Origin of the sequence: Burkholderia sp. KCJ3K979 (genome assembly GCF_016759955.1) — a bacterium.
In the GTDB taxonomy this organism is placed as follows: Bacteria; Pseudomonadota; Gammaproteobacteria; order Burkholderiales; family Burkholderiaceae; genus Burkholderia; species Burkholderia orbicola.
This window is the reverse complement of sequence record NZ_JACFYV010000002.1, coordinates 101,579-113,625: the sequence shown is the minus strand read 5'-3', so window position 1 is coordinate 113,625 and position 12,047 is coordinate 101,579. Positions and strand designations below refer to the sequence as shown.

General features: G+C 69.7%; 12 protein-coding genes. 8 read left to right on the top strand and 4 right to left on the bottom strand.

What is annotated here, in order from left to right:
* The first annotated feature begins 1 nt into the window (after position 1).
* The 8 genes from H3O04_RS01280 to H3O04_RS01245 are packed head-to-tail and all read left to right on the top strand — an operon-like array spanning position 2 to position 7,411.
* Positions 2-1,252, top strand: a complete 1,251-nt coding sequence (locus tag H3O04_RS01280) for a citrate/2-methylcitrate synthase (protein ID WP_202586941.1) — start codon at positions 2-4, stop codon at positions 1,250-1,252.
* A 28-nt stretch (positions 1,253-1,280) separates the two neighbouring features.
* Positions 1,281-1,943, top strand: coding sequence for a class I SAM-dependent methyltransferase (locus H3O04_RS01275; protein ID WP_011549202.1), 663 nt, complete (start codon positions 1,281-1,283; stop codon positions 1,941-1,943).
* Positions 1,944-1,946: 3 nt separating this feature from the next.
* Entirely contained in the window at positions 1,947-3,020 is a 1,074-nt protein-coding gene (locus H3O04_RS01270; protein ID WP_012337016.1) for a TauD/TfdA family dioxygenase, read from the top strand.
* 11 nt (positions 3,021-3,031) lie between these two features.
* Positions 3,032-4,045: an ATP-binding cassette domain-containing protein gene (locus tag H3O04_RS01265; RefSeq protein ID WP_202586940.1), complete on the top strand. Its 1,014-nt coding sequence runs from the start codon at positions 3,032-3,034 to the stop codon at positions 4,043-4,045.
* Complete coding sequence (locus H3O04_RS01260; RefSeq protein ID WP_202586939.1) at positions 4,038-5,117, top strand: ABC transporter permease; 1,080 nt, start codon at positions 4,038-4,040, stop codon at positions 5,115-5,117. Before H3O04_RS01265 ends, H3O04_RS01260 begins: the two co-directional genes overlap by 8 nt.
* Positions 5,118-5,163: 46 nt before the next feature.
* Entirely contained in the window at positions 5,164-5,706 is a 543-nt protein-coding gene (locus tag H3O04_RS01255; RefSeq protein ID WP_023476706.1) for a hypothetical protein, read from the top strand.
* 2 nt (positions 5,707-5,708) lie between these two features.
* Positions 5,709-7,127 (top strand): FAD-binding oxidoreductase, encoded by a 1,419-nt coding sequence (locus tag H3O04_RS01250; RefSeq protein WP_202586938.1) that lies wholly within the window; start codon positions 5,709-5,711, stop codon positions 7,125-7,127.
* Positions 7,127-7,411, top strand: a complete 285-nt coding sequence (locus H3O04_RS01245) for a hypothetical protein (protein WP_237666127.1) — start codon at positions 7,127-7,129, stop codon at positions 7,409-7,411. Before H3O04_RS01250 ends, H3O04_RS01245 begins: the two co-directional genes overlap by 1 nt.
* Positions 7,412-7,436: 25 nt before the next feature.
* On the opposite strand, the gene H3O04_RS01240 is transcribed toward H3O04_RS01245, so the two are convergent.
* The 4 genes from H3O04_RS01240 to H3O04_RS01225 form a co-directional block, all read right to left on the bottom strand.
* The gene (locus tag H3O04_RS01240) at positions 7,437-8,528 is read right to left on the bottom strand and encodes a lactonase family protein (protein WP_043887786.1); all 1,092 of its coding nucleotides are present in this window, start codon (positions 8,526-8,528) and stop codon (positions 7,437-7,439) included.
* A 99-nt stretch (positions 8,529-8,627) separates the two neighbouring features.
* A complete protein-coding gene (locus H3O04_RS01235) occupies positions 8,628-9,980 on the bottom strand; it encodes a TRAP transporter large permease (RefSeq protein WP_006481162.1) in 1,353 nt (450 codons plus the stop codon).
* Between the two features lie 4 nt (positions 9,981-9,984).
* A complete protein-coding gene (locus H3O04_RS01230) occupies positions 9,985-10,557 on the bottom strand; it encodes a TRAP transporter small permease (RefSeq protein WP_006481161.1) in 573 nt (190 codons plus the stop codon).
* A complete protein-coding gene (locus H3O04_RS01225) occupies positions 10,554-11,540 on the bottom strand; it encodes a TRAP transporter substrate-binding protein (RefSeq protein WP_034175457.1) in 987 nt (328 codons plus the stop codon). The genes H3O04_RS01230 and H3O04_RS01225 overlap by 4 nt, the downstream gene beginning before the upstream one ends.
* Positions 11,541-12,047 lie beyond the last annotated feature (507 nt).

Sequence of the window (12,047 nt, the reverse complement as noted above, 5' to 3'; positions counted from 1 at the left end):
CATGGATACGACACTCGACTCCAGCATCTCCGCCACCACGACCACGACCGGCGCTGCGCCGCGCAACCTGCTCGGCCGGCCGACGACGCGCCATCGCGGCACCGACATCGACGGCGCGACGCTCGACCCCGAGGCGCTGCGGGTACGCGATCTCGACCTGAACGCGCTGATCGGCGCGACGACGTTCGAAGGCGCGCTCGCGCATCTGTGGTTCGACGTCGCGCCCGGCCACGCCGACCATCGCACGCACGAGGCGGAGATCGCCGCGCGGCTCGCGGCGTTCGCCGACGCGCTGGCGCCGGGCTCGGTCGCTCAGTCGGTCGCCGCCGACCTCGGCGCGGCGGGCGTCGCGCCGGTATTCGCGGCGGCGTCCGGCCTGCTGCGCGGCCTCGACGACGTGGCCGGCCGTGTGCACGGCCCGGCGCCCGACGATGCCGATCTCGACACGATGCTGCTGTGCGCGGCCGCCGCGCCGTTCCTGCTGCATGCGGCGATCGAGGGCCGGCCGTTCGCCGCCGACCCACACGCCCGCGGCGGCACGGCGCTCGATGCAGCGCAGACGCAAGCGCAACGCATGCTCGTGCTGACCGGCGCGACGCGTGCCGATGCACCGGCGCAAGCGGCGATGGACATGCTGCTCGTCGCGTGGCACGCCGGCTTCGGCTACATCACGCCGACCGTGCTCGCGCCGCGCGTCGCGATCGGCACCGGCGTCACGCTGACGCAGGCGATCGCGTCCGGCTTCCTCGCGAGCGGGCCGTCGCACGTCGGCGCGGCACTCGAAGCGATGCAGTGGCTCGCCGCGCTCGCGCGGTCGATACCGGGCGGCACCGACGCGCCGGCCGCCGCGCTCGACGCGGCAGGCCGCGCGGCGATCGATGCGACGCTCGACGCGAAACGCACGCTGTACGGCTTCGGGCATCCGCTGTTCGTCGCCGATCCGCGTCCGCCACACATGCGCGGCCGGTTCGCGGAAACCGGCTTCGACGGCGCATACGTCACGCTGTTCGACGCATGCTGCGCGCAGGCCGACGCGCGCCGCGCGCTGCGGCCGAACATCGATTTCCTGACCGCCGCGACGCTGCTCGAACTCGGTGTCGCCGCGCCGTCGTGGGGCGTCAGCGTCGGACTCGGCGCGCGCATCGCGGCGATGGCCGCGCATGCGGTGGAACGCCGCCGCCGCCCGGCGTTCGGTGTCAACAGCGCGACCGCGCGACGGCTGCTGGCCGCCGTGCCGGTCGGCTGGCTGTGAACCCTCACTCTCTCGCACAAGGAACGTCATGCTGCTCAAGAACCTGCGCCCGGCGAACGACTACGATCGCTTCGCCACCGAGACGCTCGAACCGTGGGACCTGCTGTTCATCAGCCGCATCCGCCAGCTGGCGCGCGGGATGACGGCCGGCACGATCGCCGACATCGGCACCGCCACCGGCGTCGTGCCGGTGCGGCTCGCGACCGATCCGGCGATGCGCGGCTGGCGCTACGTCGGCATCGACCTCGATCCGGCGATGCTCGACGAAGGCCGCCCGCGCATCCACGAACTCGGGCTCGACGACACGATCGAGATGCGCGTCGGCGACGCGCTCGCGCTGCCGTTCGACGACGGCACGCTGACGATGGCGGTCGGCCGCGCGACGCTGCACCACCTGCCCGACAAGGCGCTCAGCCTGACCGAGATGTACCGCGTGCTGGAGCCGGGCGGCATCGCGCTCGTGCACGACATGCGCCGCGACGCGCCGCAGCACCTGCTCGACCGCTTCACCGAGATGCGCGCGGCCGCCGACTATCCGCCGACCCACGTCGAGGAAAAGATCACGCTCGACGAAGCGCATGCGCTCGTCGCCGAGGCCGGTCTGGCCGAAGTCGCGTCGATCTACAGCCCGAGCATGGGGCTCGGCGCGCTCGGCTTCGAAATCCTGCTGAAGAAACCGGCGCTGGCCTGAGCGATGACCGATCTCGCCTTCCTCGCCGCGCATGCGGCCGTGCGGCTCGGTGCCGACGACGTGCACTGCGCGCCGGTCGCGCCCGGCGCGACGCTGCCGCTGTGCGTGACGCCGCGCAGCGCCGAACTCGCGACGTCGCCGGAGATGTTCGTCGCATGGTACCGCTCGCGGCTCGACACGATCGACACGCTGCTCGACGCATGCGGCGCGCTGCTGTGGCGCGGATTCGCGGTGCCCGACACCGCCGCGTTCGGCCGCCTCGGCGCGCTGTATCCGGCGCACGCGAACGGCTATACGGCCGGCGCCGCGCCGCGCAAGCAGATCGACGGCCAGGTCTATGAATCGACCCGCATGCCGCCGCCGTTCAGGATCGGGCTGCATCAGGAGATGGCCTACATGCCCGCGTTTCCGCGCCTCGTCGCGTTCTACTGCCGGCAGCCGGCCGACGCGGGCGGCGAAACGCCGATCTGCGACATGCGGCGCGTGACCGCGCGCGTGCCGGCCGCGCTGCGTGAGCGGTTCGCCGAACGCGGCGTGATGTACCTGCGCAATTTCGCGGCGCCGGGCGACCGCGCGGACGGCCTCGCGGCGAACCCGAATCTGCCGTTCGCCGCGTACCACCGGCCGTGGGACGACGCATTCGGCACGACCGAGCGCGACGAGGTCGAGCGGCTGTGCGCGGAACGCGGCGTCGGCTGCCGCTGGCTCGACGACGGCAGCGTGACCGTATCGCACGTCGGCAGCGCGCTGCGCACGCATCCGCGCACCGGCGAGACGGTGTGGTTCAACCAGGCGAGCGCGCAGCACCCGAACCCGCGCTCGATGGGCGAGCTCAGCTATCGCTACCTGCAGCGCATGTACGGCGCGCGCGCCGCGTTCCCGTACGAGATCCGCTACGGCGACGGCGCACCGATGCCGTTCGACGATCTGGTGGCGATCTACGACGCGCTCGACGACGAGGAATGCGCGTTCCCGTGGCAGGCCGGCGACGTGCTCGTCGTCGACAACATGCTGGTCGCGCACGGCCGCAACCCGTACCGGGGCGCGCGCGACACGCAGGTCATGCTGTTCGACTGAGGATGCCGACGATGAGCGTTTCGTTTCTTGCGTCCGTGCGCGCGATGTTCGCCCCGCGCGCCGCGTTCGACCGGCCGCGGCGCGCGGGCACGCCGCCGCTGCCCGACGCACATGCGCCGGGCGCGGCGCTCGGCGCGCGCGCGATCGACGTCGCGGCCGGCGATTTCCGCTTCTCCGCGCGCCACGTGCGGTTCCGGCTCGGCGCGATCACCGCGATCATCGGGCCGAACGGCTCGGGCAAGACCACGCTGCTCGAAACGCTGCTCGGCTTCCGGCGCGGCGGCAGCGACGTGCGCGTGCTCGACGTGCCGGCCGAACGCTTCATGCGCGATTCGCGGTCGCTGCAGCGAATCGGCGCGCAATTGCAGAAGGTCGAGTATCCCGATCATCTGCGTGTATCCGAGATCGTCGCGCTGCACCGCGCGATGTACGCACACACCGATGCGGCGATCACCGACGCGCTCGGCATCGCCGACCTGCTCGACAAGCCGTGCCGCGCGCTGTCGAAGGGGCAGCGCCAGCGCGTGGACCTGTACGTCGCGCTCGCGCACCGGCCCGAACTGGCCGTGCTCGACGAGCCGTTCACGGGCCTCGACCGTCGCTATGCGGGCGTCGTGATCGACCTGCTGCGCCACCGCGCGAGCGGCACGAGCGTCGCGATGATCTGCCATTCCGAGGAGGAACTGAGCGTGGTCGACGATCTCGTCTGGGTGCGCGACGGCGGCGTGCGCTACCAGGGCGACCAGGACACGCTGCGCGCCGAGCTCGTCGGCGATGCGCGCGCGGTCCTGCATTGCCGCGACGCAGCCGATGCACGCGCGCTGCGCAAGCGGCTCGCGGCGCTGCCCGGCGTGACCGGCGTGCGCGTGTCGGCCGCGCACGTGGTCGAGGCGTTCGGCGATGCGACGCTGCATCCGAACGTGCACCGGATCGTCGGCGAACAAGGTATCCAGCATCTCGCGCTCGCGCCGAGCACGCCGGGCGACCTGCTGCGCCTGTGCACCGAGGGCCCGACCCATGACTAAGGTGTTCCTGATCCTCGTGCGCAACGAGCTGCTCGGCTATCTGCGCAGCCGCTCGTCGCTGTTCTGGACGCTCGTGTTTCCAGTGTTCCTGCTGAGCGTGATGCTGTTCGCGTTCGGCGGCTCGGGCTCGCTCGGCACGGCCGACATCGCGTTCGACGTGCCCGGCGGCGCGACGCCGTACAACCAGGCGTGCAAGGCGGAGATCGTCGCCAGCCTGTCGCACAGCGACACGGTGAAGGCGACCTTCGGCGGCCGCGGCACGCCGGCCGAGCGCGTGACCGTCGTGCTCGGCGCCGACGAGCGCACGCCGGCGACGATCCGCTACGACTTCAACGGCTCGCTCGCGGTGAAGGCGGCGTCGCGGGTCGTCGAGATCGCGCTCGCACGCTGCGCCGCGCAGCGGCTCGGACTGCCGGCCGCGCAGGCACGCTTCGAGAATGCCGCGCCCACGCGCCGCCCGTTCGACTATGGCGCGTTCTTCGCGACCGGCATCCTCGTGATGGCGTTCATGGCGATCGGCCTCAACTCGACGACCACCGCGATCGCGGCGCTGCGCGAGCGCAATACGTTCAAGCTGTACGTGTGCTTCCCGGTCTCGCGCGGCGTGTTCCTCGCCGCGCTGATCGTCGCGCGGATGGCGATGATGGCGCTGTCGGCGCTCGTGCTGCTGACGGTCGCGCGCGTCGCGTTCGGCATCGCACTGCCGATCGCGACGCCGGACGGGCTGCGCGCGTTGCCGATCGTGCTGCTCGGCGCGGCGATGGTGCTGAGCATCGGCGTGCTGCTGGCCAGCCGCACCCGCTCGCTCGCGGCCGCCGAACTCGCGTGCAACGTCACCTACTACCCGCTGCTGTTCTTCAGCGACCTGACGATCCCGATGCACGATGCGCCCGCGTGGCTGAAGGCCGGGCTCGCGTTCCTGCCGACCAACCAGTTCGCCGTCGCGCTGCGCGGCGCGCTGGTCGACGGCGCGCCGTACGCGCAGCTCGCGCCGCAACTGCTCGGCATGACCGCGTGCACCGCGCTGTTCCTGTTCGCCTCCGCGCGGCTGTTCCGCTGGCACGACGCTTGACGCATGACGCGTCGTCGCCACGCTGTTTCGACGAAGGAGAGACACGATGAAATCGAACCATCCCATAACCGACTACCTGCTGCACGCGAGCAACTTCCTGCCGGCGATCGTGTTCCTGTTCTACGGCCGGCTCGGCCCCGAACAGCCGGACCTGCGCTGGACCCACGCGTTCCTGATCGGCGGCGTGCTCGCGCTCGTGCACGGCGCGTGGCTGATGCGCCGCGCGGAGCGCAACAGCATCGCGCTCGGCGTCGACCTGTTTCTCGTGATCGGCGCGGTGCTCGCGCTCGTGTCGCCGACAGGTAGCCGTCTGTGGGGCGAGGAACTCGGGCCGGCGGCGATGCTCGTCTGCGTGCTGGTGGTCGGCATCGTGCATACCGCGTGGTCGGACGGCGGCTTCGTCGACGGCACGTTCGTCGACCACGCGCGTACACGGTCGCTGTCGCTCGTGCTGCTCGCCGTCACCGTCGTCGCGCTCGCGGTGTCGATCGCGATGCGCCACAGCCCGCTGTGGGGCGGCGTCGTGCCGCTGATCGCGCTGGTCGTCGTGCGCGGCCGGCTGCGCAAGCAGCTCGCGCGGGCCAGCTGACGATGAACGCGCTGCCCGCCCCCGCGGCATACGCCGCGCAACGGCACGCGCTCGCCGCGGCACTCGGCGACGGCTGGCTCGAAGGCGCGGCCTGCGAGCCGTATGCGACCGACGTCGTGCAGCACGGCGGCGTGCCGCTCGGCGTCGCGCGACCGGCTTCGACCGCCGACGTGCGTGCGCTGGCACGCGTCGCCGTCGCGCACCGGATCGCGCTCGTCGCCCAGGGCGCGCGCACCGGGCTCGTCGGCGCGGCCGTGCCCGATCGCAGCGGCACGCAATGCGTGGTGTCGTTCGAGCGGATGCGCACCGTTCGCGCGTTCGATCCGGCCAATCGCAGCATCACGGTCGAGGCCGGCGTACGGCTGTCCGACATCAACCGTCTGGCGGGCGAAGCGGGGCTCTGCGTGCCGATCGATCTCGGCAGCGATCCGGCCGCCGGCGGCCTCGTCGGCGCGAACGCGGGCGGCAGCCGCCTGATCAAGTACGGCGACGTGCGCCGTCACGTGCTCGGCGTCGAAGTGGTGCTTGCGGATGAAGCCGGCACCGTGATCGACGCGCTCGCGCCGCTGCGCAAGCGCAACGCGGGCTTCGACGTTGCGCAGTGCTTCATCGGCGCGAATGGCGCGAACGGCCTCGTCACCGCCGTGTCGTTCGCGCTCGCGCCGCTCGAACGGTCGTCGTGCGCGGCGTTCGTCGCGTTCGCGTCGTACGATGCGGCGCTCGCCGGCCTGCTCGCGTTCGAGCGCGCATTCGGCGAGTTGCTGTCGGCATTCGAGTTCATGTCGGCGGCGGCGGTCGGCTGTGTCGCCGCCGCGTTTCCGACATTGCGCGTGCCGTTCGAGACCGACGCTGCCGCGTGCTACGCGCTCGTCGAAATCGCGACCGGCATGCCGGGGCTCGATGCGTTGCTCGAGGAACGCACCGTCGCGACGCTCGACGCCCTGGCGAACGAACGCGTCGTGCTCGACGCGGCGTGCGCGCCGGCGGAACGGTTCTGGCGGATTCGCGACGCGCTGCCGGCCGCGGTCGCGCAGGACGGCCTGCCGCTGTCGTTCGACGTGTCGTTTCCGCGCGGCGCGCTGGCCGGATTCGTCGCCGCCGCCGAGCAGTGGCTCGCCGCCGCGCATCCGGCGCTGCGCTGTCATGCGTTCGGCCATTTCGGCGACGGCGGCTGCCATCTCGTCGTGTCGATTCCGCATGCCGAGGCAGCACGCTACGGCGCGCTACAGCAGGTGGCGCTGCGCGGCGCGCTGTACGACCGCGTCGTACAGGCAGGCGGCTGCTTCAGCGCGGAACACGGCGTCGGGCCGGTCAATATCGCGTACTACCGCAAGCATGTGCCGGCCGCGCACCGGCAACTCGCCGGCGCCGTCCAGCACGCGATCGATCCGCTCGGCCTGATCGGGCGGGTCCGTTACTGATGCACCGTTTCGACACCCCACGGAGAATTCGCATGATGTCGCCACGCCCGCCCAGCCCCGCCGTCACCGCCGAGCCGGACGACGATTCATCGCCGGCGGGCATTCCCGCGCTGCCTGACTCCGGCGCGATGATCAACGTGCGCGGCGTCGCGCATGTCATTGAATTGCCGCCGCGTGACCACGCACGGCCGGCGCTGTGGCGCGAGCTTGCGCACTGGCGCAACGATCGGTCGGCTGATGACGCATCGGGCGGCGACGCCGAACCGGACGCGCCGCGGGGTTAGGCGAACGTTCGCGCCGCACGCCGAATCAGTTCGTCCCGTCGTACGTGACGATCTCGATCCAGTTCGCGCCCTTGCCGACCGGATACTTGCCGATCGCGTCGAGATGCCCGGTGTGGCCGTCGATCCGGTACACGGCCAGCGTCGGCGACAGTTGCCCCGCCGCGAGCAGATACTTGCCCGACGGATCGATCGCAAAACCGCGCGGCTGCTGTTCGGTCGCGAACGTGCCGATCCGCACGAGCCTGCCCGATGTCGCGTCGACGCGATACCCGGCGAGCGTGCTCGACGTGCGCTCCGATGCGTACAGGAAACGCCCGTCCGGCGTCAGATGGAGATCGGCGCCCCATGGCTTGTCGCCGTGAAAATCGGGCGGCAGGATCGACACGGTCTGGATCGGCCGCGCATCGGCGCCGCCGTGCGACAGCGCGAGCACGTGCAGCTTGCCGTCGAGTTCGTCGATCAGGTACGCGAAGCGGCCGTTCGACGAGAACACGAAATGGCGCGGGCCCGACTTGTCGGGCAGCCGGTACGCGGGCGTCGTGTCGTCGGTCAGCATTCCCGTCGACGCATCGAACGGCAAGCGCAACCACGCATCCGCGCCGAGCACCGACGCGAACGCGTAGCGGCCGTCCGGCGACTGGCGGATCGCGTGCGCCATCGGGCCGGTCTTCACCGTCTGCCGCACGTCGCCCGCGACGCCGTCCGCGCCGATCCGGTTCACCGCGAGCAGGTTGCCGCCATACGACGCCGAGAACAGGTAGCGGCCCGACGCATCGGTCGACACGTACGCCATGCTGTCCGCGAGCGGCGCGCGGCCCAGCTCGATCAGCCGCCCGTCGAGCGGATTGATCGCGAAGCTGACGACGCGATACGGCGTCGAACGCAATGCCGCGTACAGGCGCCGATGATCGGGCGACAACGCCATCGGCATCACGGTGCCGTCGACCGGCACGGTTTCGATCGCGGTCAGCGCACCGTTCGCCGTGTCGACGCTGAACACCGAGATATCGCGGCTGTCGCTGTTCGACACGTACGCATACGTCGCCGCGTGCGCGAGCGAGGCCGCCATCGTCAACGCAGCAGCCGCCACGGCGCGCCGCAGGAGAGTCGTTTTCATCGAAGTGCCGTGAAGTGAAGAAAGGGAACCGCGCATGCAACCGCGGCGCCGGACCACCTCGGTCGTCCGGCGCCGCGACGGGCGAAACGCGCGACGCAATCAGAACACCGCGTGCCCGCTGATCAGGCTCGGCAGCCACGTCGAGAAGAACGGCATGTACGTGACGATGTTGATCGCACTGAAGATCGCGAGGTAGTACGGCCACGCCATCTTCGTCGTCTCGCCGATCGACACGTTGCCGATCGCGCAGCCGACGAACTGCACCGACCCGATCGGCGGGTGCACGAGGCCGAGCGAGCAGTTCAGCAGCAGCATGATCCCGAACTGCACCGGCCCGACGCCGCACGCCATCGCGATCGGCAGGAACAGCGGCGTCGTGATCAGGATGTGCGCGGCCATGTCGACGAACGTGCCGAGGAACACCTGGATGATGTTGATGTACAGCAGCATCAGCCACGGCGCCGCGGTCGACTGCTTCAGCAGCCCTTCGATCGCATCCGGAATCTCCAGGTACGACATCTGGAAGCGCAGCATGTTGGACACCGCGATCAGCAGCAGCACGACGCCCGTCGTGCGTGCCGCATGCGACAGCGCGCGGCGCAGCTTCTCGGCCGTCAGCGTCCGGTAGACCACCGCGGTCAGCACCAGCGAGTACACGACGGCGATCGCGGCCGCTTCGGTCGCGGTGGCGATGCCCTTCGCGACGCACACCAGGATGATCGCGATCACCATCAGCCCCGGCACCGCGCCGACGAAGCTGCGCAGCACCGCATACCAGCCGGGAAACCGCGGCAGCGCGGACGAGCCGTCCTCGCGGCGCGGATAGCCGTGACGCACGGCCTGCCAGTACGCGGCGGCGAGCACGAAGCCCATCACCCACAGCACCGGCAGGAGCCCCGAGAACAGCAGGTCGCCGATCGACACGCCGCTCACCGGCTGGCCGTGCAGCATCCCGGTGATGCCCTGCGCGGCGAACGCGTAGATGATCATGTTGGTCGACGTCGGCATCAGCGCGCCGGCGAGCGACGCATGCGTCGTCACGTTGACCGCGTACGCGGCGCTGTAGCCTTCGCGCTTCATCAGCGGAATCACCACGCCGCCCATCGCCGACGTATCGGCGGTCGGCGAGCCCGACACGCCGCCGAACAGCGTGCACGCGACGACGTTCGCCATCCCGAGGCCGCCGCGGAAGTGGCCGACGGTCGCCTGCGCGAAGCGCAGGATGCGGTCGGCGATGCCGCCATGCAGCATCAGTTCGCCGGAGAAGATGAAGAACGGCACCGCGAGGAACGAGAACGCGTTCATCCCCGAGATCATCGCCTGCATCGCGGTCGCGATCGGCAGGCCTTCGACCATGTAGGTCAGCACGCACGCAATGCCGAGCGCGAACGACACGGGCACGCCGAGCACGAGAAATATCAGAAAACTGACGGACAGGATCGCGAGTTCCATGGCGTTATTGTCCCGACGAAGAACGACGAAGCGCGAGCAGGTGCTCGAGCGAGAAGAAGACGATCGCGACCGCCGCGGGCATCGTGATCAGGTAGCGCACGCCTTCGGGCAGCCCGATGATCGGGATGCGGTCGCCCATCGTCTCGACGGCCATGCTGCCGCAGCCGATCATGATCATGATCGCGAACGCGATCAGGCTCAGGTGCTGGATCGCGATGACCACCGTGCGCGCCTTCGGCGACAGCCGGCGCACCAGCGAATCGAGGCCGATATGGCCGCCGTCGCGCACCTTCATCGCGGCGCCGAACATCGCGATCACGATCACGAGCAACAGCGCGATCGGCTCGACGAAATCCGGCGCGTTCTCGAACACGTAGCGCATCACGACCGCGTAGAACACCAGCACCGTGAGCACCGCGAGGCACGCGGACGCGATCACGGCCAGCACGCGGAACAGCACGTCGTTCACGCAGCGCAGCAGCGGCGCGGCATGCGGCCGCGCGGGCGGCGTGCCGTCCGGGGCAGCGGCCGACCCGCCCGCGGCCGCCGCGCTGTTCAGGGAAGTGCGACGCGTCACTTGGTGGCCTCGATCTCGTCGACGATCTGCTTCATCTGCGGCGTCTTTTCATACTTGGTCCACAGCGGCTGCATCGCCTTCACGAACGCCGCGCGGTCGATCTGCGCGGCCGGCAGGATCTTCGCGCCGCCCTTCGTCACCAGCTGCTGCGCGGACGCCTCGCGCGCGGTCCACAGCTTCTGGTAGTACGGCACCGAGTCGGCCGCCGCCTTCCGGATCGCCGCCTGCTCCTGCGGCGACAGCGTGTCCCAGATCTTCTTCGAGAACACCAGCACTTCCGGCGTCATCGCGTGCTGCGTCTCCGAGTAATCGGGCGCCACTTCGTAATGCTTGGTTTCCTCGTACGACGGCAGGTTGTTTTCCGCCGCATCGACGAGGCCCGTCTTCAGGCCCGTGTAGACCTCGGCGAACGGCATCGGCGTCGGCGTGCCGCCCATCGCCCGGATCTCGTCGACCATCAGATCGGACGGTTGCACGCGCACCTTCAGCCCCTTCATGTCGGCCGGCGAGCGCACCGGGCGCTTCGCGTAGATCGAGCGCGCGCCGCTCTCGTAGAACGTCAGCGCGATCATCCCCTTCGCGGTGAACGCATCGAGGATCTTCTGGCCGGCGGGGCCGTACATCGCCTTGCGGAAGTGATCGACGTCGCGGAACAGGAACGGGAACGACGGAATCAGCGACTCCGGCACGATCTCGTTGAACGATGCGCCGTTCACGCGCGCCATGTCGATCGCACCGATCCGCACCTGGTCGACGGTGTCCTTCTCGGAGCCCAGCGCGCTGTTGCCGAACACCTTGATCGAATCCTTGCCGCCCGTCTGCTTCGACAGCGCGTCGCCCATGAACTTCACGGCCATGTTGGTCGGGAAGTTGTCGCCGTGCACGTCCGCCGAGCGGAACACGCGCGCCTGCGCGGAGATCGCGAAGCCGGCCATCAAGGCGACGGCCAGGGCGGTACGGGAGCCGGTGAATCGGTGCTTCATGGTGAGTCTCCTTGATGGTCGATCGTTGTTGTGCGGCGATCCGTCGGCAGGCACCTGCTTCATCCAGGCGCGTCCTTGAATCGCAGGGTCATACGTCGTATGACGTGTTGAGCGAATGTACGTCGGTTAACCGTTTAACTCACTTGGTGCATACCCCTATAACCCCTGCCAGAAAGGTTTGTTGGCAGAAATCGAGGAAGTTCATTCTCCATTTTCGCATTTTTTCGCGAAACGTTTTCCGGAAACGGATCAGCATGCGAACTGGACGCCGGCGCGGCAGCTTCCGGACAGCCAGTGGCATTTCCGTCGCTTCGCTTGCAGATGTTGTAGGATGACTGACCAGAAAATTGTCACGCCGCCTTGTTGTCCCATGCGCTTGAACCGGCCAGCGTGCTCGGCTTGCAGCAAGGCGGTCGTCGACTATTTTCCGTATATCGACCAGTGGCAGCCGTTCGGGTCGACGTGGGCGCTGTAGCGCGCGGTCGTTCCGTCGTCATCGCGCGTGCC

Bases quoted from the DNA above. Each gene is read 5' to 3' on its own strand.
- H3O04_RS01250 (WP_202586938.1), top strand. From the start codon at position 5,709: ATGAACGCGCTGCCCGCCCCCGCGGCATACGCCGCGCAACGGCACGCG.
- H3O04_RS01270 (WP_012337016.1), top strand. From the start codon at position 1,947: ATGACCGATCTCGCCTTCCTCGCCGCGCATGCGGCCGTGCGGCTCGGT.
- H3O04_RS01225 (WP_034175457.1), bottom strand. From the start codon at position 11,540: ATGAAGCACCGATTCACCGGCTCCCGTACCGCCCTGGCCGTCGCCTTG.
- H3O04_RS01245 (WP_237666127.1), top strand. From the start codon at position 7,127: ATGCACCGTTTCGACACCCCACGGAGAATTCGCATGATGTCGCCACGC.
- H3O04_RS01240 (WP_043887786.1), bottom strand. From the start codon at position 8,528: ATGAAAACGACTCTCCTGCGGCGCGCCGTGGCGGCTGCTGCGTTGACG.
- H3O04_RS01280 (WP_202586941.1), top strand. From the start codon at position 2: ATGGATACGACACTCGACTCCAGCATCTCCGCCACCACGACCACGACC.
- H3O04_RS01255 (WP_023476706.1), top strand. From the start codon at position 5,164: ATGAAATCGAACCATCCCATAACCGACTACCTGCTGCACGCGAGCAAC.
- H3O04_RS01260 (WP_202586939.1), top strand. From the start codon at position 4,038: ATGACTAAGGTGTTCCTGATCCTCGTGCGCAACGAGCTGCTCGGCTAT.
- H3O04_RS01235 (WP_006481162.1), bottom strand. From the start codon at position 9,980: ATGGAACTCGCGATCCTGTCCGTCAGTTTTCTGATATTTCTCGTGCTC.
- H3O04_RS01275 (WP_011549202.1), top strand. From the start codon at position 1,281: ATGCTGCTCAAGAACCTGCGCCCGGCGAACGACTACGATCGCTTCGCC.
- H3O04_RS01265 (WP_202586940.1), top strand. From the start codon at position 3,032: ATGAGCGTTTCGTTTCTTGCGTCCGTGCGCGCGATGTTCGCCCCGCGC.